We start from the raw sequence: 19,186 nt of genomic DNA on the forward strand, positions 1-19,186 counted from the left end.
TTATTTTTTAAATGTAATAAGCTCTTCTGAAAACATTGCCTTTAATTCCTCTGATCTCTCAGTAGCACGTTTTATGCATGAAATAAAAGCTTCTTCAACTTGTTTTTCTTTGAGTATTGAAATGCCGGCTTCTGTTGTTCCGTTTGGACTTGTTACTTCTTTTCTTAATTGTGAAGGATGCTTGTCAGATACAGCAATCATTTCAGAAGCCCCTAGCAATGTTTGGACAATTAAATCACGAGCAACAAATGGATCTAGTCCAACCTCAACTGCAGCTTTTTCCATTGCTTCTACCAAATAGTAAATATAAGCAGGGCCACTGCCTGAAAGACCTGTTACAGCATCAAGTTGATTTTCTTCAACAATTTTACATATTCCGATCGCTTCAAAAAGGGTTTTACATTTGTTCATTTGACTGGAAGTAACATTTTTACTACCAGCGATGGCTGTAGCTGACTTGAGGATAGCAGCAGATGTATTAGGCATAGCTCGAACGATCGCCGCTTCTTTCCCAAGTATATTTGTAATCGTATTAATAGAGATTCCCGCTAATACAGAAACGATAACTTGATCATGGATCAAATGCTGAACGCCCTCAAGTCCTGCTTTTACATCTTTAGGTTTCATAGCTAGAACAACAATTGAGGCATCCCCCACTAATTTTTGTTTATCATGTGTTGTTTTAATGCCATATTTTGATGATAATTCATTTAATCTCTCTGAATTTGAACGATTTAACACTGTAATTTGCTCGGCTTTAAATACTTTTCCTTTAATAAGTCCTGCCACTATCGCCTCGGCCATGGAACCTGCACCAATAAAACCAATTTTCTCCATCATGATAACTCCTTACAGTTAAAATAAAAAGCCATCCTGCCCTACAATATAAGGACGGAATGGCTCCGCGGTACCACCTTGATTGGAGTGGATCAACACTCCCTGCTTTAAGTGTCTTTATCGCAGACATACGGTTAGGTTTACCTAACAGCTCCTAGGGTAGGTTCGATAAAATGGTTGGTAATGGAGTCTTTCAGCCCTGGAACCCCAATCTCTTTTACGCCATTTTCTCTACTATTCCTAATCAACGCTATGTATTCAATATGCATATTTATTTTTCGACTTAATTACGATACATTAAACTAAATTTCTATTCATTATGCAGTGATGGACAGGTCATTGTCAAGCTTTTTAAAGAGTATTGAACAGTGAATTATTTGAATATAATAACAAAAAAGTATCGTGATTGTGAAATTAGGGTTCCTAATGTTTATTTCACTATGGATACATGGCCCGAAATGGGCTACTCTTTACATATATAGAATTTATTTGACGATTTCCTTAATAGATCATTTGGAAGACTTTATTTAAATATAATTATTGGAGCTGAGTGAATGAATCCATTGTCCAATTCAACACAAATAATGAAAATCACATTGCCTACTCCTTTTCCAGTAGGTGATGTAAATGTGTATCTCATAAAGGGAGAGCGTTTAACATTGATAGATACAGGCGCTAAAACGAAGGAATCATGGCATTCGTTCACACAGCAGTTAAAAAGCTATGGCTTCACCTTTAAAGACATTGAGCAAATTATTATTACACACCATCACCCAGATCATGTTGGCATGCTAGATTACTTTGATCGAGAATTGCCAATCTATGGTCATCCCTTTACTCAACCTTGGTTGAATAAAGATCCACAATTTATGCAAAACCAGACAAACTTTTTTAATCGTTTATTTTTAAAGTTTGGACTAGACGATGTATTTTTTCCTTATATTAGAACCATAAACGAACCATTAAAGTTTTCGTGTAATCGTGAGCTGAAGTACTTTATCAGAGAGGGAATGACAATTGATGGACTTCCTGGTTGGATTGTTTTAGAAACACCAGGTCATGCACAAAGTCATATTGTTTTATATCATGAAAAGTCCGGAGTATTAATCGGAGGAGATCTTTTATTAAAAGATATTTCACCCAATCCTTTATTAGAGCCTCCGATGGTAAAAGATATGATTGATCGGCCAAAACCACAATTGCAGCTAAACCGATCTCTTACAAGGTTATTAGATTTACCGCTTTCTACTGTTTATCCAGGTCATGGAGAAATGATTACGGAAGCTCATCATCTTATTACATATCGCTTGAAAAAACAGAGGGAAAGGGCGGAAATAGTACGTGGATTTTTAGAGAATAAACCTATGACCGCTTTTGACGTATGCAAAACACTTTTTCCTACTATTTACGTTAAACAGCTTATGTTGACAATATCAGAAACTGTCGGACAGCTTGACTATTTAGATGAAATCGGTCAAATTAAAATCGATGAAACAAAAGAAACACACTTATATTATGCTGCTGAACGGTGAGGGGGATCCATTTGAATTCACGTATACAAGGCTGCTATGTTGCGATTACAGGTGCTTCTAGCGGAATTGGAGAAAAGATTGCAATCGAATGCGCCAAGCAAGGGGCACATGTCGTTTTACTTGCTAGAAGAAAAGACCTTTTAGCGAAACTTTCTGAACGTATAAAGAACGATTATGGTGTGTCCTGTTACTATTATTCACTAGATGTTCAGGATTTTGATTCAATTCAACGAGTATTTTCATTAATCGAATCAGATATTGGACATATTGATATTCTCGTAAATAATGCAGGGTTCGGAATTTTTAGTGAAGTATTACATTCTTCACTTGATGAAATGAAGAACATGTTTGAGGTAAATGTTTTTGGATTAATTGCAAGTACGAAAATGGTGCTTCCTGCAATGGTGGAAAGAAGAAAAGGGCATATCATTAATATTGGATCACAAGCCGGTAAAATTGCTACGCCTAAATCAAGCCTTTATTCTGCAAGTAAACATGCAGTATTAGGATTTACAAACAGCCTTCGCATGGAGGTGAAGCATCATAATATTTTTGTCACCTCAGTTAACCCTGGTCCGATTAAAACAAGTTTTTTTGATATTGCGGATAGGGAAGGAAGTTATGTAAAAAATGTAGAACGCTGGATGCTTGACCCTGATAAGGTTGCACGCATCATTGTTGCTTCGATGCTTACTCCAAGGCGCGAAATTAATTTGCCAGGATGGATGAATGCTGGCAGTACACTATATCAAATCATGCCGAAGCTGTTTGAAAAACTGGCAGGAAATGCATTTTTTAAGAAATAGGCATAGTGCTACGCATTATGTCCTTTCTTTTTCCCTAATTTTATGAAGGTTTTAGTTATAATGAAAGAGGGATAATACAACTTAGGAAAAAGGAGTTGTTTCTATGATAGAATTACATTATTTTGACCGTAGCCATATACCGATATTAATGAGTTGGATCAATACACCAGAATTTCTTCTTCAATGGGCAGGACCGACTTTTCGCTTTCCTTTGTCAGAGCAGCAGATTGAAAAGTACATAGAGAACGCTAATTTTGATATGTCAAATACATTGGTTTATAGTGTTTTATTAAAAGAAACAGGAGATGTGATCGGACACATTGCTTTAACGAATATTGATAGAGAACATAAATCTGCTCGAGTTGGAAAAGTATTAATTGGGGATCAGCGTGTTCGTGGAAAAGGAATTGGTTATTTGATGGTGAGCGAATTGTTGAAAATCGCCTTCGAGCAGCTAAATTTGCATCGAGTCAGCCTGGGGGTTTTTGATTTTAACACATCTGCTATCGCCTGCTATGAAAAAGCAGGGTTTAAAAAGGAAGGATTACTCCGTGAATGCCGAAAAATAGGGAATCAATATTGGAGTCTATGGGAGATGAGTATATTAGCTCACGAATGGCAGGGGATTACTAAGTATCAAAAGTAGAAAAGAAAACATAAAGGTGGAAATCGCTTGGTTGAAAAGAAACAAACTCACATCTATACATTTTCATGTCATGAAGATGAGCTTTCCTTATGTCAATTAGAAATGCGCTCGTTATTTGGGTTTCACACAGAAACTAACATACTGGAAAGCTCCGTACGAATTGATCCTCGCCGAAGTCCGTTTATCAAAGAAAGAATTGATGTGATTTATAAGGCAAATAGTTTAGATGAGCTTGTTCAGCATGTGAGTGGATTTAAGGTTGAAAAGACGTTTAAAGTTATATTCATTGAACATACTCATACTACTGGTCTTCAAAAAATAGGTTTTGAAGGAAGACGTAAGATTGAACGGAAAATTGGCTTACAATTGTCAGGGCAGGTTGATTTACAAAAACCTGATCTATTATTTGCTGTTATAAAGGGAAGAGATCATTGGTTTTTTGGAAATTATATAAAAAGTGAATCGATTTGGTTATTCCATCAAAAAAAGCCTAATCATTATTCGACAGCTCTAAGTACACGGGTTGCAAGGGCGGTTGTAAACATTGCTGTTCCAACAATAACGGGTAAAAAGGTTATTGATCCTTGCTGTGGAGCCGGAACTGTTATGATAGAAGCATTATCGATGGGGATCGATATCGAAGGAAGTGACTTAAATCCTCTTGTTACCCAGCCTGCTCGTGAAAATATTGCTCATTTTGGTTACAAAGGAAAGGTTATCTTGAGAGACATGCGCGATGTGACAGAGCTCTATGATGTTGCCATTATTGATATGCCTTATAATCTTTGCTCTGTTTTAGAGCCTGAAGTACAGCTGGAAATGCTCCAAAATGCACGGGAATTTGCCAGAAAAGTCGTTGTTATTACAATTGAAACAATTGATTCTTTAATTGAAAGCGCAGGTTTTATTATTGCAGATAGATGTGTTGCTAAAAAAGGGAGCTTTACAAGACAAATTCTTGTTTGTTATTAATATTTTTGAGCCTATAAGCATAGGCTCTTATTTTTTACTCCTGATTAGTTATATAGCTATAAACAACATCTTCAACAACCTCATACCATTCACTTTCTTCGGTTTTGTCGACCTGGATTTTTTTGATTAAGTAAATGGAATCCTCTTCTGAAAGTGGGTCTTCGTCAAGATTTCGGCCATATTGTAGAAAGCTTTTTCTAAGCATTTTTATTAATATTTTGTCTTCCATTGTCCACCTCACTACCGGTAGTATACAATTTTTGCTTGGATTTTTCGATTGTTGGCAAACCATAGTTTTGTTGCTTTTATGGTGAAAACTACCATTGAAATCGAACGTATATTCCCTTAGTATAAAGAATATATTAAATACGAACATATATTCTTTTTGGAGGAAATGGCTATGATTGAAAACTACGATCAATTGCCGAAACGAAAGATTCTTTGCGTTGATATGAAAAGCTTTTATGCAAGCTGTGCTGCCGTTTTACTTGGATTAGATCCACTAACTTGTTATTTAGCTGTTGTAGGTGACAAGGAGCGACAAGGGAGCATTGTCTTAGCAGCTTCTCCACGATTAAAAAAGGAATTTGGAATTAAAACAGGCTCAAGGCTCTTTGAAGTACCAAATGACCCTCGTATCACCATTGTGAATCCCAAAATGGGGGTGTATATCAGGATTTCAACAGAATTAACAAGGTTGTTTCACCGCTATGTGCCAAAGGATGCAATTCATACTTATAGTGTGGATGAAAGCTTCATTGAAGTAAGTGGTGTTGAACATATTTGGGGAGATGCACAAATCATCGCAAATAAAATTCGCGATGATATGGAGCGTGAATTTGATCTTCCGAGTGCAATTGGCATTGGTCCTAACATGCTGCTAGCTAAAGTTTGTCTAGATACTGAAGCAAAAAAGAAAGGTGTAGCAGAGTGGACATACGATGATGTGAAAACGAAGCTTTGGAAGCTCGAGCCATTAAGTGAAATGTGGGGAATTGGATCAAGAGTGCAAAAAACATTAAATCGAATGGGGATTTTTAATGTTGGACAGCTTGCAAACTACCCCCTCGAGCTTCTTGAAAAGAAATTTGGGGTAATGGGAAACCAGCTTTACTATCATGCATGGGGAGTGGACTTATCGGAAATTGGTGCTCCGATCATGCAGGGACAAATCAGCTTTGGAAAAAGCCAAATTTTACTTCGTGATTATCCAGATCCAGAAGAAGTAAAGCATGTCATATTAGAGATTAGTGAAGAGGTTGCCCGCAGAGCCCGTCAGCATGGAAAGGTCGGTCGAACAATTAGTCTCGGAATTGGATATAGCCAGGATGAGTTTGGAGGCGGGTTTTATCGTTCTAAAACAATTGATGAGCCAACCAATATCACAATGGATATTTATGAAACATGTCTTCAATTATTTAAGAAATTTTATGCAAACAAAACGGTGAGAAAAATTTCAATCACTCTTTCAAACATTGAGAATGATAGTGAAATGCAGCTTGATTTATTTCGGCCAAACCGTACAAATCAGCGAATGCTTGGGTATGTCATGGATTCAATTCGCCATAAATATGGTTCGGATGCTATCTTACGCGCTGTATCCTATACTCCTGCTGGAACAGCGAAGCATCGTGCGAAGCTTGTTGGAGGCCATAAAGCATAGGAAGAAAACAACAGCATTTGTGTTTATACTTTCGTTAGTTTTTCTTTTAGCTTATTTCAATAATGGAAAAGCTGCGATGCCCCTCCTTTTGAATATTGTATATAGACTTATTGGTTTTAAGGGAGGGGTCATGTGGAAATTAATCAGACGTGTTTATCATATATAGCTTTGGGTGATTCTTTGACGGTAGGAGTTGGAGCATCGTTTTTAACACCCGGATTTGTCGGTCGCTACGCGAGATTAACAGAGAAAACGTTAGATAGACGAATATTTACGGAAATCTTTGCAAAATCGGGAATTGAGAGCAGTGGTGTATTAGATATTGTAAGAAGTGAACCATTACATCGGAAAATGAATCGTGCCAATATCATCACGATCTCTGCTTGTGGAAATGATCTTATCCAAGCAAGTAAAGATTTTATTAAATCAGGAGATCAAACAGACCTCGTACAATCAGTAAAAGAGTGTCATAGAAATATGATGAAAATAATGGCGACGATTCACGAGCTGAAAAAAGATTGTGGTGTACCATTTATCATTTATTTACTTAATTTATACAATCCGTTATCACAAGTCGCATTAGCGGATAAGTGGGTTAGATTGTTTAATCGACATTTGAGAAGCTTTGATAACAACAAAACGATTCGAGTTGTTGATATTTATACGGTATTCGAAGGCAGACAAGAAGAGCTTTTATCAAGAGATCGTATTCATCCGAATAATCTTGGATATCAAGAGATTGCAAATACATTAGTTCAATTAGGGTATCCAAAAGAATTTAATAAATAGTGCTAGTGAAGGTAGGGGTAAAGACATGATACGAGATAGAGGGAATATCAAATGGACATCAATGATGCTCCCCGAACATGTTAAATTGCTGAGAGATTGGTCTGAAGAAGATACTTACCAAGAAAATCCAGTACTTGATGAACAACAGCTAGAGCAATTTAACGAAACACTTTGCATGGCGATGGAGGAACATATGGAGATTGTTTTTACTTATTATAAAGACCATTTCCTCCATACATGCTCAGGGTTTGTGCACTATATAGATCCCATTCGGCATACGTTACGTATTGTTGATGAAGAAACTGGAGGTAGACTGGAGTTACCACTTCTATCTATCGTTGATGTTAAACGAAAATAGAGAATGTCTTACTTTTCTATACAAGTAGTAGAAACGATCTTCATGCAAGAATGAACGGTGTGTGGTAAACTAAGCTCATAAAGTTGTGAAGGAGATTTATCATGGAAGTGACATTTACAAAAGAAGCGATAGAACAGTTAACTCCCAAACTTAATGAGAATAACGAGAGATTATTAAAATTAAAATACGATACAGATGGCTGCGGATGTGTAATGAGTGGTGTAACAGCATTGTGGTTAGTAGAGGAGCAGGACCAAGGTGATATAAGGATCGAAACAAATCACGTACCTCTATTAGTAGAAAAAACAAAAATGGTCTTTTTGGATGAACAACTAACGATTTCATATAATGAAACAGCGAAAAGCTTCATGTTAAAAAGTCCTTCGCAAATTCTAAATCCACGCATGAGTTTACTTTTAAAGTAAGGAGCTTGAATATAGATGAAGGACCGATTAACCGCGATAAAAAACGTAGCATTAAACAAAACATGGGTGTCATTTTTACATGAAAACCATCCTTATAGCCTTTTGCATTGGTCAATAGGTGGAGTTCATGATGAAACAAAAGATGTATGGTTGCTTCAAGATGAAATGTCATTTGAGGCACAAGAATTTCCGACAATTGATGCAGCTATCCAATGGATGGAAGCAAATATGGAGAATATTTCTGATATCCTAGGTTAACGTTAACAAGAGGATGACTCAAAGTATTAACGTCCTGAGTCATCCTCTTGTTATTTTACAATCCTATGTCTTCTAAAAATTCATCAATAACTTTAGAATATTCCTCGCGATTTTCCGCATATGACATGGCATGTGAGCCCTTTTCAGCTATAAATAGCTTCTTAACTCCTTTTTTCTTTTCATAAAGTAATTTAGACATATCAGCAGGTATGTAATCATCGTCTTTACTGTGAATAAATAAAACAGGACTTTTAATATTTGGAATAGCTTGTAAGGGTGAGACTCCTTTAATGGAGTAGCGGTCCCTAAGCCGCACAAATGGCTTTGCAATTGGCATAACAAGAACACTAGGTATGTTAAACTCGACTTTAAGTCGGTAAAGCAGTTGAGCCTCGAGCTCAGAAAAAGGACAATCTGCAATGTAGAAGTCTGCACCATCTTCAACCATTCCAGCATAGAGAAGAGTTGTAACAGCTCCCATTGACTCCCCGTGGATACCTAAAACAATTGAGTCTCCAATATCTTTTTTTAACCAATGAACAACTGTTTGAAGATCGAATTTTTCATAATGGCCGTAACTGGTTGTTTTACCACCGCTTTCTCCATGTCTGCGATGATCGTATATAAGTACATTCCAACCTTTTTGAAGGAATAAATTCATGTATTTCACAGAGTTTAGTCGATTCACGGTTACACCATGGCAAATAATCATATATCTATTCGTAGCATAGGGTTCAAAAACAGAGCCCTTTATTGAATAACCAAACTTAGATTCAATCGAGAAATCTCTTCTTTCAAGAGCATCATATTCTTGTTGGTTATAAAGTCCAAATAGACTATCGCGATCAATAATCTCCTTATCATCTTTCTTTTTTATAAACATCAATTTATTAGTGAAGATAAAACCGATAAACAAAATATAGGATAGAAGAATAAGGAACGGAATAAAAACTTTTTTCACATGTTTACCTCCTAATATGACCTCAACATTATTTTACATGAACGACAAGGAGACTTCCAAGTAAGACTAAGAATATAAATAAAAAAGACAAGCAGGGCTGCCTGTCTTCTTAATTATTGGGGAGAATTTTGTCTTTTGGTTGGGTGAATAGCTTTTTCCATTTCTTCAGCTGCCATTTTATTATTAGTTGTGTCAGCATTCGGTTTTCCTTTTTGACCACGTTGTTTAGCCATAAATATCGCTCCTTTCTACATTTTTAAAGTGGCATATAATTTGAAAATTATACAATGAATAGCAGAAGTGAATATACTTGAATCTCTATAAATATATTTACTATAATTTGATAAAGACAGTGGAGAAGAGGAGGCAACGAAGTTGAAAAAATCAAAGAAAAACAAGGATGATCAAGCAGTCTCAGTATCTGATCACTTAAATAGAGATTTGTTAGAGCAATTGAAGGCTGTTAAAAAGGATTTAACTAAGGAGCAAGAAGAGAAAGAAGCAGCTCTTGAACAGAAAAGAATAGCAGAGCGAAAGCAAAGAGAAAAAAATAAGAGCTTTGAAGAGCTATTTAATGAAAGTTCTTTATCGTGGAAAGACTTTAAATAGACTGAAGAATAAAAAGCGGAGCATACAGCCCCGCTTTCTATAAAAGATTCAACGATGTTGCTCATATTTTTCAAATTTAGTAAGAGCTTGAAGCTGCTGATAAACTTGAGGAGATAGCCTTTCAGCTGATCCGGCTTTAGCATTTTCAATCAACTGTTGTAATTTACTAGCCCCAGGAATAACTGCCCCAACAACCTCATCAAATAAACAATATTGCAGAGCTAACTCAGTCATTGAATGAGGTGAATCAACACCCTCAAGTTCTGGTAGAAGATGTTTAAGCTCTTCTCTCGAATAGGATAAGTAACCTTCTGCCTTCAGCTTTTCTTCAAGCGGTTTTTCAGTGAGAAGTCCTTTTGCTAGAGGGCCGCGTGCAATCACGCTAACATTATGTTCTTTTAAAAGCGAAAACCATTCCTCAGGTCGGCGATCTAAGAGGCTATATTGCATCATGATGGAGACGATGTTGGATTTTTTTACATATTCTTTAATAACATTAGGGCGAATAGAGGAAATGCCGTAATACCGAATTACACCCTCTTGTTTTAATTCCTCAAATGCTTCAATCGTTTCATCAATGTGATCTTCAATCGTCCCGCCATGTAGTTGATAGAGATCAATATAGTCGGTTTGAAGACGTCTAAGACTATCTTTGACTGCCTGTATAATATAGGTTTTTGAGGGATCCCATGTCCAGCCAGTTTTATCCTCTTTCCAGCGGTTACCAACTTTTGTTGCTAAAATGATATCATGCCGATGATGTTTAATCGCTTTACCTACAAGTTCTTCGTTCACACCCGCATCATATAAATCTGCTGTATCAAAATAATTAATACCTAGATCAATGGCTTGGTCAATAAGTGAACGTGCATGATGTTCCTCAGTACCAAGCGACATACAGCCAAGTCCGACTTCGCTAACAAACAAATCTGAATGTCCAAGTTGTCTTTTTTTCATACTACACCACTCCCAAATTCAGTATTCTTATCATCGAGAGTAGTATAAAGCTTATCAAAGGTCAACTAAATAGATAACTAAGGTAGCATTACTTGCGGATTGGAGCATGGGGATGTGGGGATTTTTTTATGGATTCCTTGTTTTCGTTGTTAATCCATTCATTGACCGTTCCATATATACGGCTATATTCCTTTAATTTTGTACGGATTTCCCACGCTTTTCCGACTAGAATTATCCCTTTATTTAATCGATAGATTTTCATTCTAGGAACCATTCCCTTCCAGTAAGATATGATAGAATGTATGAAGATAAGAAAGTTAATAGAACAGGAGCTGAAAAAATGAGGGATTTAAAAGAAACAACCTTAACTTCAAAGGAAATTTATAAAGGGAGAATCATTGATTTATATTTAGAGGAAGTGAAGCTGCCAAATGGGCATACAAGTACGAGAGAAATTGTGAAGCATCCAGGAGCGGTAGCAGTAATTGCGATCACGTCCGAAAACAAAATTCTAATGGTCGAGCAATACCGAAAACCATTAGAGAGAACAATAGTAGAAATACCGGCAGGAAAGCTAGAAAAGGGAGAAGAGCCAATAACGACAGCTAAAAGAGAGCTAGAGGAAGAAACAGGCTATACATGCTCTGATTTAAAGCCGCTAATTTCTTTCTATACTTCACCTGGTTTTGCAGATGAACTTGTTCATTTATTTATTGCTGAAAATTTAGAAAAACTTACTGAGGCAGCAGAATTAGATGAAGATGAATTTGTAGAAGTGCTTGAGGTAACACTAGAGGAAGCACAGGAGATGATGAAAAGCAATCGAATCTATGATGCCAAAACAGCCTATGCCGTTCAATATTTACTCTTAAAGGAAGCCCAAAGAACATGAATGTAAAAAAGTAATAGATGTGAAAGAGGATGTTACATCAATGAATAGTTATTATGCCGACTTACATATTCACATTGGACAAACAGGATCTGGAAAAGCAGTGAAAATTACTGCCTCTAAAAACCTAACCTTAGAAAACATTTTAATCGAGGCGAGTGAACATAAAGGAATTGATATGGTTGGGATCATTGATTGTCATGTACCAGAAATCATTATAACATTACAAAATCTTATAGACTCTGGTGAATGCACGGAATTAAAAGACGGAGGTATTCGTTTTCAAAATACAACTCTTATCTTAGGTAGCGAGCTTGAAATATACGATAAGTCGTGTAGCGGTCCAATCCATGTGTTAGTTTTTATGCCTACTCTTGAGAAAATGAAGGAATTATCTTCATGGCTTTCCTCCCGGCTAACAAACTTAACTCTTAGCTCTCAACGGATTTATGAAGATGGGAAAACACTCCAGCGCTTTGTGAAACAACATGAAGGACTATTTATTCCCGCTCATATCTTTACTCCGCATAAGAGCTTATATGGAAGTGGAGTGACAAGCTCATTAAACGAAGTCTTTGAAGCTGATTTAATTGATGCAGTTGAATTGGGGCTAAGCTCTGATACAAAAATGGCGGATCAAATCGCTGAGCTGCATAACTACTCATATATAACAAATTCAGATGCACATTCCTTACCTAAAATTGGAAGAGAATATCAAAAACTGAAAATGAAAGAACCAAGCTTCCTAGAACTGATAAAGGTGTTAAAAAAAGAAGATGGTCGTAAAATTGAAGCGAATTATGGGTTAAATCCATATCTTGGGAAATACTATGAAACCACCTGTGAAAAATGTGGTGAAAAGCCAGGAAAGCTTCAAACGAGTTGTAAGAAATGTGGTAGTACAAGATTTACAAAAGGAGTTTCAAACCGGCTAAAGGAGTTGGCAAATGGTGTAATAAACAAAGATGCTCGCCCTCCATACATTCATCAAGTACCACTTCAATTCATACCGGGAATTGGACCTAAAACATTAGAAAAATTAAAGAATCTGTTTGGAACTGAAATGAATATTTTGCATGAGGTACCAAAACAAGCGCTTCAGGACGTTTTACCTGAAAAAGTAGCGGATTTTATTGTTGCAGCTCGAGAAGGTCGATTGCAAGTTACCTCAGGTGGTGGTGGAACTTACGGGAAAGTGACTGGAATGTAAAAGATAGAAATCGTCCTATTTAGGGCAACAAATTAATAAGGAAAAGATAAAATCTAGTAAGATAGAATTAGTTAATGCATTTACTAATGACGTAATAAGTTCTATTAATTTTAACCAGAAAAGAAACTCATTTTTAAGCATAGATTACGTTTCCTCTCATATACTCTAGTAAGTGAAAGACGGGAGGAAATGGTTATGCGAAGACAACAACTGCCAGTTAGTGCAATGATAAAGGAGCACCTTAAGGAGTATTCTTCAATATATTTGTTTGTATTTGTATTATTTTTGATGGGGGTCATTTTCGGAGCTATTATTGTTAATAGTATGAACTTGAGCCAAAAAGAGGATTTATACTATTATTTAAATCGCTTTTTTGGACAAGTAGCAGAGGGGAAAGTAGCAAGTGCAGCAGATATGTTCCATCAAAGCTTCTTCCATAATTTAAAATATTTAGGGTTAATGTGGATCCTAGGGATTTCAATCATTGGATTACCTGTTATACTCGTTATGCTTTTTATTAAAGGAATGGTTGTCGGTTTTACGGTCGGATTCTTGGTTAATCAGTTAGGGTTAAAGGGGTTTCTCCTTTCATTTGTTACGGTTTTACCGCAAAATGTATTATTAATACCAGCTTTCATCATTATGTGTACGGTTGCGATTTCTTTTTCTCTAAAAATAATAAGACAGCTCTTTGTGAAAAAATCAAGCACACTAGAAGCTCCATTATCACTTTTTATGCGTTATGCGTCCGTTTTTCTTTTTATTGGAATACTGGCTGTGCTTGCATCAGGCTTTGAAGCATATGCATCACCATTTTTAATGAAAAATGTTGTGGAATTTGTCAGTAAATAAAAATAATTATTAAATAATAATATTTATTTTTATTACATTAAAATCATTTTAGTTGGACACTTTCCTTGCCAATGATATATAATAGTTTTGGGAACGCGGCGAGGGAGGAAAAGTGTTATGGAAAACCGCATTGATCGGATAAAAAAGCAGTTGCATACTGCTAGCTATAAGCTAACACCACAACGTGAAGCAACAGTTCGGGTATTACTTGAAAATGAAGAAGACCATTTAAGTGCTGAGGATGTATACCTTCTCGTTAAAGAAAAAGCACCCGAAATTGGTTTAGCCACTGTGTATCGTACATTAGAATTATTAACAGAACTAAAAGTAGTAGATAAAATAAACTTTGGTGATGGTGTTTCCAGATACGATCTTCGTAAAGAAGGTGCAGCACATTTTCATCACCATTTAGTATGTATAGAATGTGGATCAGTAGCAGAAATAGAAGAAGATCTTCTAGAAGATGTAGAAGAAATAGTCGAACGTGACTGGAAATTTAAAATAAAAGATCATCGCCTAACCTTCCATGGAATCTGTGTGAAATGCCAGGAAAAAGGCGAGAGCACATCAGAATAATATCATCAAGGTCTAACAGATAGTTAGACTTTTTTATATTTCATGAAAATTGGCCTTTCCAAAATAATATGTATAAAGTTTGTCCTTTTTGGCATATCTTCTAATAATCACACAAAAATCGGATTATTGGAGGTAGCTATGATTAGGTGGCTAAAAACAGTGAGAGATATGATTAAGGTTTTTGTCCTTTTTACTGGATTTACGATTTTGTTCTATTATGCTATCATTTGGGTGAACTTAGAATACCAGCAAATGCACCGCTATGATCAACCAGAAGGTGCGGCACTAAAGGTAACAAAGATGATTGAAAATGAGGAAGAAAGCTGGTTAAACAGATTAATTTTCTTTATTGATAACGGGGAGTAGACAATTTTGAAGGATCAAATTAAAGATTTTATCCATTACCTAATCGTAGAAAGAGGATTGTCAAATAATACAATTGTTTCCTATGAGAGAGATTTGAAAAGCTATCAAAAGCATTTGAATGAAGTGCAAAAGGTCGCTACTTTTAACGATGTATCCCGTCTTCATATCATTCAATTCCTTAAATTTTTAAAAGAATCCGGGAAGTCCAGTAAAACGATTGCTAGGCATACAGCTTCTATTCGTAATTTTCATCAATTCTTATTAAGAGAAAAACAAGCTGACCAGGACCCATCCGTGTTAATTGAATCGCCGCAAACTGAGAGAAACCTGCCAAAAATTCTTTCGCTTCAGGAGGTTGAAAAGCTTCTTGAAACTCCAAAACTAACATCTCCCTTTGGGTTACGAGATAAAGCAATGTTAGAACTTCTTTATGCAACAGGTATTCGTGTAACTGAGATGATTAATTTGAATCTAACAGATGCACATCTAACAATGGGCTTTATTCGTTGCTATGGAAAAGGAAACAAGGAAAGAATTGTTCCTATAGGGAAGGCAGCAACAGAGGCAATCATGAATTATGTTGAAAATGGCCGCACAAAGTTAATGAATAAAAAGGAACCAACAGAAGCCTTATTTATCAACCATCATGGAAAGAGAATAACAAGGCAGGGGTTTTGGAAAAATTTGAAGAAAATCGCACTTGAGGCAAATATAAAGAATGAATTAACGCCACATACATTAAGACATTCCTTTGCAACACATTTACTTGAAAACGGTGCGGATTTGCGAGCAGTTCAAGAAATGCTTGGGCATGCTGATATCTCCACCACACAAATATACACCCATGTGACGAAGACACGACTTAAGGATGTTTACAATCAATTTCATCCTCGTGCATAAAGCATCACCTGTTTAGGAGATGCTTTTTTTACTGTCAGAATAAGAAAATTAAGAGAATAATAGAGATGTTGTCAATATTCCGGTAGAAAGTATATAATGGAATTGAAGTAGTTGTCAGACTTCCGACAAGTTCCTCATATAGAATGGAATGTTATGATAAATGGAAAAGTAAAATAAGGTATGAAGTAAAGGAGGACATTGTTGTATGGAGAAATATACATATAAGCGAGTGTTTTTAATTGTATTAGACTCAGTAGGAATTGGTGAAGCCCCAGATGCTGAGAAGTTTAATGATGCAGGTTCAGATACATTAGGACATATTGCAGAGCATATGGGTGGCTTACATATGCCAAATATGGCGAAGTTAGGATTAAGTAATATTCGTGAAATTAAAGGAATACCAAAACAATCTCAACCACTTGCTTATTATACAAAAATGCAAGAAGCATCAAATGGTAAGGATACAATGACAGGGCATTGGGAGATAATGGGGTTGTATATTGAGCAGCCATTTCAAGTATTCCCAGATGGATTTCCAGAAGATTTAATAAAAGAATTAGAGGAAAAGTCCGGCCGAAAAATTATCGGAAACAAACCAGCTTCAGGAACTGAAATATTAGATGAACTGGGTGAAGAGCATTTAAATACAGGAGCTCTGATCGTTTATACTTCAGCTGATTCAGTTTTGCAAATTGCTGCACATGAAGAAGTGGTACCTCTTGATGAATTGTATAAAATTTGTGAAATAGCAAGAGAAATGACGATGAATGATAAATATATGGTTGGGCGAATTATTGCTAGACCATTCCTTGGAAAACCAGGTGAATTTACTAGAACAGCAAACCGCCATGATTATGCTCTAAAACCGTTTGATCGCACTGTTATGAATGAACTGAAGGATAGTGGCTTTGATGTTATTTCTATCGGGAAAATTGCCGATATTTATGATGGTGAAGGAATTACCCAATCATTACGAACAAAGTCTAATATGGATGGTATGGATAAGTTAATTGAAACATTAAATATGGAGTTTACTGGATTAAGTTTCTTAAACCTAGTTGATTTTGACGCCCTATATGGTCATAGAAGGGACCCGCAAGGCTATGGTAAAGCACTCGAAGAATATGATGAAAGATTAACAGAAGTGCTTAATAAATTAAGGGAAGACGATCTGCTCATTATTACCGCTGATCACGGAAATGATCCAGTACATCATGGAACTGACCACACAAGAGAATATGTTCCATTATTAGTATATAGTCCGAGCTTTAAAGAAGGAAAAGAGCTACCATTAAGTGATACATTTGCTGATGTAGGGGCATCAGTTGCCGATAATTTTAATGTCAAGCTCCCTGCATATGGTAAAAGCTTTCTGTCTGAGTTGAAATAGGAGGAGATACATAGTGAATATTGAAAAAGTTAGAGAAGCTGCGAGTTATTTAAAAGGTAAATATACAGAAACACCAAGTATTGGATTAATTTTAGGCTCAGGCTTAGGTGTGTTAGCTGATGAAATTGAAAGCCCTATAAAAATTCCATACAATGAAATCCCGAATTTTCCTGTATCAACTGTTGAAGGGCATGCGGGGCAACTTGTTTTTGGTCAATTAAAAGGGGTAAAAGTAGTAGCCATGCAAGGGAGATTTCATTTTTATGAAGGCTATAGTCTAGATAAAGTTACTGCACCAGTACGTGTAATGAAGGAATTAGGTGTTGAAACTTTGATTGTAACCAATGCAGCAGGTGGAATCAATAAAACATTCGAAGCAGGAGACCTTATGCTAATTAGTGACCACATTAATAATATGGGGACAAATCCATTAATTGGTCCAAATGATTCAGAAATTGGTGCTCGATTCCCAGATATGTCTGAGAGCTATGATTACACCTTAAGAGAATTAGCTAAAAACGTTGCTAGTGAATTGAATATTAAGCTCCAAGAAGGAGTTTATGTTGGAAACACGGGTCCATCCTATGAAACACCAGCAGAGGTTCGTGCTCTACGTATTATTGGTGGTGATGCAGTCGGTATGTCCACAGTTCCGGAAGTAATTGTAGCACGACATGCCGGGTTAAAAGTATTAGGTATATCATGTATCTCTAATATGGCTGCAGGTATCTTGGATCAACCACTATCACATGATGAAGTAATTGAAACAACCGAAAAAGTACGTGCGAATTTTTTAAACTTAGTAAAAAGCATTGTGGAAAGAATCAACTCCTAATCTTGATTAAAAAGGTGATAAAGCGATGAGAATGGTTGACCTTATTGAAAAAAAACGTGATGGAAAGGAACTAACAAAGGAAGAAATCCATCATATAATTAAAGGCTACACCTCAGGAGACATTCCTGATTATCAAATGAGCGCTTTTACAATGGCAGTCTATTTTCAAGGAATGACAGCTCAGGAGCGTGCTGAACTTACGATGGCAATGGTTCATTCGGGAGATACCATTGATTTAAGTGACATAGAAGGAATTAAAGTTGATAAACATAGTACAGGTGGTGTTGGTGATACAACAACCTTAGTACTAGGCCCGTTAGTAGCAGCAGTGGGCGTTCCAGTGGCAAAAATGTCTGGAAGAGGGCTAGGTCACACCGGTGGCACAATTGACAAACTTGAATCTGTACCGGGCTTTCATGTTGAAATCGAAAACAAACAGTTCATTGAATTAGTAAACAAAAATAAAATTGCTGTAATCGGTCAAAGTGGGAATCTGACACCAGCAGATAAAAGCTTATATGCATTGCGAGATGTAACGGCTACAGTGAACAGTATACCTCTCATTGCCAGCTCTATTATGAGTAAAAAAATTGCAGCTGGTGCAGATGCTATTGTTCTTGACGTCAAAACAGGTGCTGGAGCTTTCATGAAAGACCTTGATGATTCAAAAGAGTTGGCAAAGGCAATGGTTGATATCGGAAACTTAGTAGGCCGCAGAACAATGGCCATCATTTCTGATATGAGCCAACCACTTGGCTATGCAATAGGAAATGCTTTAGAAGTTAAGGAAGCAATCGATACATTAAGTGGCAAAGGTCCAAAAGATTTAGAGGAACTCTGCTTATCACTTGGAAGTTATATGGTTCTTCTTGCGGAAAAAGCACAAACGTTAGAGGAAGCAAGAGCCATGCTAATTGACGTCATGAACAATGGGAAAGCACTGACGACAATGAAAACGTTCCTTGAAGCCCAAGGTGGAGACGGATCTATTGTAGACAAACCAGAAACATTACCACAATCAACATATAAAATAGAACTTGAAGCTAAGCAAGACGGCTATCTTTCAGAAATGGTTGCAGACTCAATTGGAACAGCTGCGATGTTGCTAGGAGCAGGACGCGCAACAAAAGAATCTGAAATTGATTTAGCTGTAGGACTTGTATTAAATAAAAAAATTGGTGATACGGTTAAAAAGGGTGAATCTTTAGTAACGATCCATAGTAACCGCGAAAATGTAGAAGATGTAAAAGCAAAACTCTACGAAAGTATCACGATAAGTGACCAAAAGGTAGAAGCACCTAAACTGATCTATGCAACAGTTGAATAGGTATTTTTAATAAGAAACCACAGCAGAG

At 36.5% G+C, this 19,186-nt stretch carries 24 protein-coding genes and 1 other annotated feature; of the genes, 19 read left to right on the forward strand and 5 right to left on the reverse strand.

What is annotated here, in order from left to right; translation table 11 throughout:
• Nucleotides 1-843 (reverse strand): pyrroline-5-carboxylate reductase, encoded by an 843-nt coding sequence (gene proC / locus AC4GZ8_RS09180; protein ID WP_491081590.1) that lies wholly within the window; start codon nt 841-843, stop codon nt 1-3.
• A 41-nt stretch (nt 844-884) separates the two neighbouring features.
• Nucleotides 885-1,094: a binding site (T-box leader), on the reverse strand.
• A 297-nt stretch (nt 1,095-1,391) separates the two neighbouring features.
• Between proC and AC4GZ8_RS09185 the strand changes: the two genes are divergently transcribed.
• The 4 genes from AC4GZ8_RS09185 to AC4GZ8_RS09200 all read left to right on the forward strand — a co-directional run bounded on the left by AC4GZ8_RS09185 (nt 1,392) and on the right by AC4GZ8_RS09200 (nt 4,793).
• Nucleotides 1,392-2,369, forward strand: coding sequence for an MBL fold metallo-hydrolase (locus tag AC4GZ8_RS09185; protein WP_491081546.1), 978 nt, complete (start codon nt 1,392-1,394; stop codon nt 2,367-2,369).
• Between the two features lie 11 nt (nt 2,370-2,380).
• Nucleotides 2,381-3,175: an SDR family NAD(P)-dependent oxidoreductase gene (locus AC4GZ8_RS09190; RefSeq protein ID WP_491081547.1), complete on the forward strand. Its 795-nt coding sequence runs from the start codon at nt 2,381-2,383 to the stop codon at nt 3,173-3,175.
• Nucleotides 3,176-3,278: 103 nt separating this feature from the next.
• A complete protein-coding gene (locus AC4GZ8_RS09195; protein ID WP_491081548.1) occupies nt 3,279-3,821 on the forward strand; it encodes a GNAT family N-acetyltransferase in 543 nt (180 codons plus the stop codon).
• 27 nt (nt 3,822-3,848) lie between these two features.
• The gene (locus tag AC4GZ8_RS09200) at nt 3,849-4,793 is read left to right on the forward strand and encodes a TRM11 family SAM-dependent methyltransferase (RefSeq protein ID WP_491081549.1); all 945 of its coding nucleotides are present in this window, start codon (nt 3,849-3,851) and stop codon (nt 4,791-4,793) included.
• A gap of 34 nt (nt 4,794-4,827) precedes the next feature.
• On the opposite strand, the gene AC4GZ8_RS09205 is transcribed toward AC4GZ8_RS09200, so the two are convergent.
• Nucleotides 4,828-5,022 (reverse strand): YqzH family protein, encoded by a 195-nt coding sequence (locus AC4GZ8_RS09205; RefSeq protein WP_491081550.1) that lies wholly within the window; start codon nt 5,020-5,022, stop codon nt 4,828-4,830.
• Nucleotides 5,023-5,193: 171 nt separating this feature from the next.
• Between AC4GZ8_RS09205 and AC4GZ8_RS09210 the strand changes: the two genes are divergently transcribed.
• The 5 genes from AC4GZ8_RS09210 (at nt 5,194) to AC4GZ8_RS09230 (ending at nt 8,286) form a co-directional block, all read left to right on the forward strand.
• A complete protein-coding gene (locus AC4GZ8_RS09210) occupies nt 5,194-6,456 on the forward strand; it encodes a Y-family DNA polymerase (protein WP_491081551.1) in 1,263 nt (420 codons plus the stop codon).
• A 132-nt stretch (nt 6,457-6,588) separates the two neighbouring features.
• Nucleotides 6,589-7,245 carry a GDSL-type esterase/lipase family protein gene (locus AC4GZ8_RS09215; RefSeq protein ID WP_491081552.1) on the forward strand — a complete coding sequence of 219 codons (657 nt, stop codon included), beginning with the start codon at nt 6,589-6,591 and terminating at the stop codon, nt 7,243-7,245.
• 25 nt (nt 7,246-7,270) lie between these two features.
• Nucleotides 7,271-7,603 carry a YolD-like family protein gene (locus tag AC4GZ8_RS09220; RefSeq protein ID WP_491081553.1) on the forward strand — a complete coding sequence of 111 codons (333 nt, stop codon included), beginning with the start codon at nt 7,271-7,273 and terminating at the stop codon, nt 7,601-7,603.
• Between the two features lie 101 nt (nt 7,604-7,704).
• Nucleotides 7,705-8,028 (forward strand): iron-sulfur cluster biosynthesis family protein, encoded by a 324-nt coding sequence (locus tag AC4GZ8_RS09225; RefSeq protein WP_491081554.1) that lies wholly within the window; start codon nt 7,705-7,707, stop codon nt 8,026-8,028.
• A gap of 15 nt (nt 8,029-8,043) precedes the next feature.
• Nucleotides 8,044-8,286, forward strand: coding sequence for a DUF2552 family protein (locus AC4GZ8_RS09230; protein ID WP_491081555.1), 243 nt, complete (start codon nt 8,044-8,046; stop codon nt 8,284-8,286).
• Nucleotides 8,287-8,341: 55 nt separating this feature from the next.
• Here the strand turns inward: AC4GZ8_RS09230 and AC4GZ8_RS09235 are convergent, their stop codons facing one another.
• On the reverse strand, nt 8,342-9,247 hold the full coding sequence (locus tag AC4GZ8_RS09235; protein WP_491081556.1) for an alpha/beta hydrolase: 906 nt from the start codon (nt 9,245-9,247) through the stop codon (nt 8,342-8,344).
• A 375-nt stretch (nt 9,248-9,622) separates the two neighbouring features.
• Here AC4GZ8_RS09235 and AC4GZ8_RS09240 point away from each other — a divergent pair, with 375 nt between their 5' ends.
• Nucleotides 9,623-9,856, forward strand: a complete 234-nt coding sequence (locus tag AC4GZ8_RS09240; RefSeq protein ID WP_491081557.1) for a YqkE family protein — start codon at nt 9,623-9,625, stop codon at nt 9,854-9,856.
• Between the two features lie 48 nt (nt 9,857-9,904).
• Here the strand turns inward: AC4GZ8_RS09240 and AC4GZ8_RS09245 are convergent, their stop codons facing one another.
• Nucleotides 9,905-10,813: an aldo/keto reductase gene (locus tag AC4GZ8_RS09245; protein ID WP_491081558.1), complete on the reverse strand. Its 909-nt coding sequence runs from the start codon at nt 10,811-10,813 to the stop codon at nt 9,905-9,907.
• Nucleotides 10,814-10,901: 88 nt separating this feature from the next.
• Entirely contained in the window at nt 10,902-11,075 is a 174-nt protein-coding gene (gene mciZ / locus AC4GZ8_RS09250) for a Z-ring formation inhibitor MciZ (protein WP_491081559.1), read from the reverse strand.
• Nucleotides 11,076-11,153: 78 nt separating this feature from the next.
• Between mciZ and AC4GZ8_RS09255 the strand changes: the two genes are divergently transcribed.
• The 9 genes from AC4GZ8_RS09255 to AC4GZ8_RS09295 all read left to right on the forward strand — a co-directional run bounded on the left by AC4GZ8_RS09255 (nt 11,154) and on the right by AC4GZ8_RS09295 (nt 19,158).
• Nucleotides 11,154-11,705 carry an NUDIX hydrolase gene (locus tag AC4GZ8_RS09255; protein ID WP_491081560.1) on the forward strand — a complete coding sequence of 184 codons (552 nt, stop codon included), beginning with the start codon at nt 11,154-11,156 and terminating at the stop codon, nt 11,703-11,705.
• A gap of 40 nt (nt 11,706-11,745) precedes the next feature.
• Entirely contained in the window at nt 11,746-12,912 is a 1,167-nt protein-coding gene (locus AC4GZ8_RS09260; protein ID WP_491081561.1) for a TIGR00375 family protein, read from the forward strand.
• A gap of 195 nt (nt 12,913-13,107) precedes the next feature.
• Nucleotides 13,108-13,764, forward strand: a complete 657-nt coding sequence (spoIIM, locus tag AC4GZ8_RS09265) for a stage II sporulation protein M (RefSeq protein WP_491081562.1) — start codon at nt 13,108-13,110, stop codon at nt 13,762-13,764.
• Nucleotides 13,765-13,881: 117 nt separating this feature from the next.
• Entirely contained in the window at nt 13,882-14,340 is a 459-nt protein-coding gene (fur, locus tag AC4GZ8_RS09270; RefSeq protein ID WP_491081563.1) for a ferric iron uptake transcriptional regulator, read from the forward strand.
• Between the two features lie 138 nt (nt 14,341-14,478).
• Complete coding sequence (locus AC4GZ8_RS09275; RefSeq protein ID WP_491081564.1) at nt 14,479-14,706, forward strand: YqzK family protein; 228 nt, start codon at nt 14,479-14,481, stop codon at nt 14,704-14,706.
• 6 nt (nt 14,707-14,712) lie between these two features.
• Nucleotides 14,713-15,606: a site-specific tyrosine recombinase XerD gene (xerD, locus tag AC4GZ8_RS09280; RefSeq protein WP_491081565.1), complete on the forward strand. Its 894-nt coding sequence runs from the start codon at nt 14,713-14,715 to the stop codon at nt 15,604-15,606.
• Nucleotides 15,607-15,811: 205 nt separating this feature from the next.
• Entirely contained in the window at nt 15,812-16,996 is a 1,185-nt protein-coding gene (deoB, locus tag AC4GZ8_RS09285; RefSeq protein ID WP_491081566.1) for a phosphopentomutase, read from the forward strand.
• Between the two features lie 13 nt (nt 16,997-17,009).
• Nucleotides 17,010-17,831, forward strand: coding sequence for a purine-nucleoside phosphorylase (locus AC4GZ8_RS09290; RefSeq protein WP_491081567.1), 822 nt, complete (start codon nt 17,010-17,012; stop codon nt 17,829-17,831).
• A gap of 25 nt (nt 17,832-17,856) precedes the next feature.
• The gene (locus AC4GZ8_RS09295; protein WP_491081568.1) at nt 17,857-19,158 is read left to right on the forward strand and encodes a pyrimidine-nucleoside phosphorylase; all 1,302 of its coding nucleotides are present in this window, start codon (nt 17,857-17,859) and stop codon (nt 19,156-19,158) included.
• Nucleotides 19,159-19,186: the final 28 nt, after the last annotated feature.

Source organism: Metabacillus sp. RB-C-LZQ-3-1, from assembly GCF_058315175.1.

Coding starts and splice junctions, on each gene's coding strand:
- AC4GZ8_RS09205 (WP_491081550.1), bottom strand. CDS start 5,022: ATGGAAGACAAAATATTAATAAAAATGCTTAGAAAAAGCTTTCTACAA.
- AC4GZ8_RS09255 (WP_491081560.1), top strand. CDS start 11,154: ATGAGGGATTTAAAAGAAACAACCTTAACTTCAAAGGAAATTTATAAA.
- AC4GZ8_RS09185 (WP_491081546.1), top strand. CDS start 1,392: ATGAATCCATTGTCCAATTCAACACAAATAATGAAAATCACATTGCCT.
- AC4GZ8_RS09260 (WP_491081561.1), top strand. CDS start 11,746: ATGAATAGTTATTATGCCGACTTACATATTCACATTGGACAAACAGGA.
- AC4GZ8_RS09275 (WP_491081564.1), top strand. CDS start 14,479: ATGATTAGGTGGCTAAAAACAGTGAGAGATATGATTAAGGTTTTTGTC.
- deoB (WP_491081566.1), top strand. CDS start 15,812: ATGGAGAAATATACATATAAGCGAGTGTTTTTAATTGTATTAGACTCA.
- AC4GZ8_RS09295 (WP_491081568.1), top strand. CDS start 17,857: ATGAGAATGGTTGACCTTATTGAAAAAAAACGTGATGGAAAGGAACTA.
- fur (WP_491081563.1), top strand. CDS start 13,882: ATGGAAAACCGCATTGATCGGATAAAAAAGCAGTTGCATACTGCTAGC.
- AC4GZ8_RS09220 (WP_491081553.1), top strand. CDS start 7,271: ATGATACGAGATAGAGGGAATATCAAATGGACATCAATGATGCTCCCC.
- AC4GZ8_RS09210 (WP_491081551.1), top strand. CDS start 5,194: ATGATTGAAAACTACGATCAATTGCCGAAACGAAAGATTCTTTGCGTT.
- mciZ (WP_491081559.1), bottom strand. CDS start 11,075: ATGAAAATCTATCGATTAAATAAAGGGATAATTCTAGTCGGAAAAGCG.
- AC4GZ8_RS09245 (WP_491081558.1), bottom strand. CDS start 10,813: ATGAAAAAAAGACAACTTGGACATTCAGATTTGTTTGTTAGCGAAGTC.
- AC4GZ8_RS09230 (WP_491081555.1), top strand. CDS start 8,044: ATGAAGGACCGATTAACCGCGATAAAAAACGTAGCATTAAACAAAACA.
- AC4GZ8_RS09195 (WP_491081548.1), top strand. CDS start 3,279: ATGATAGAATTACATTATTTTGACCGTAGCCATATACCGATATTAATG.
- AC4GZ8_RS09225 (WP_491081554.1), top strand. CDS start 7,705: ATGGAAGTGACATTTACAAAAGAAGCGATAGAACAGTTAACTCCCAAA.
- spoIIM (WP_491081562.1), top strand. CDS start 13,108: ATGCGAAGACAACAACTGCCAGTTAGTGCAATGATAAAGGAGCACCTT.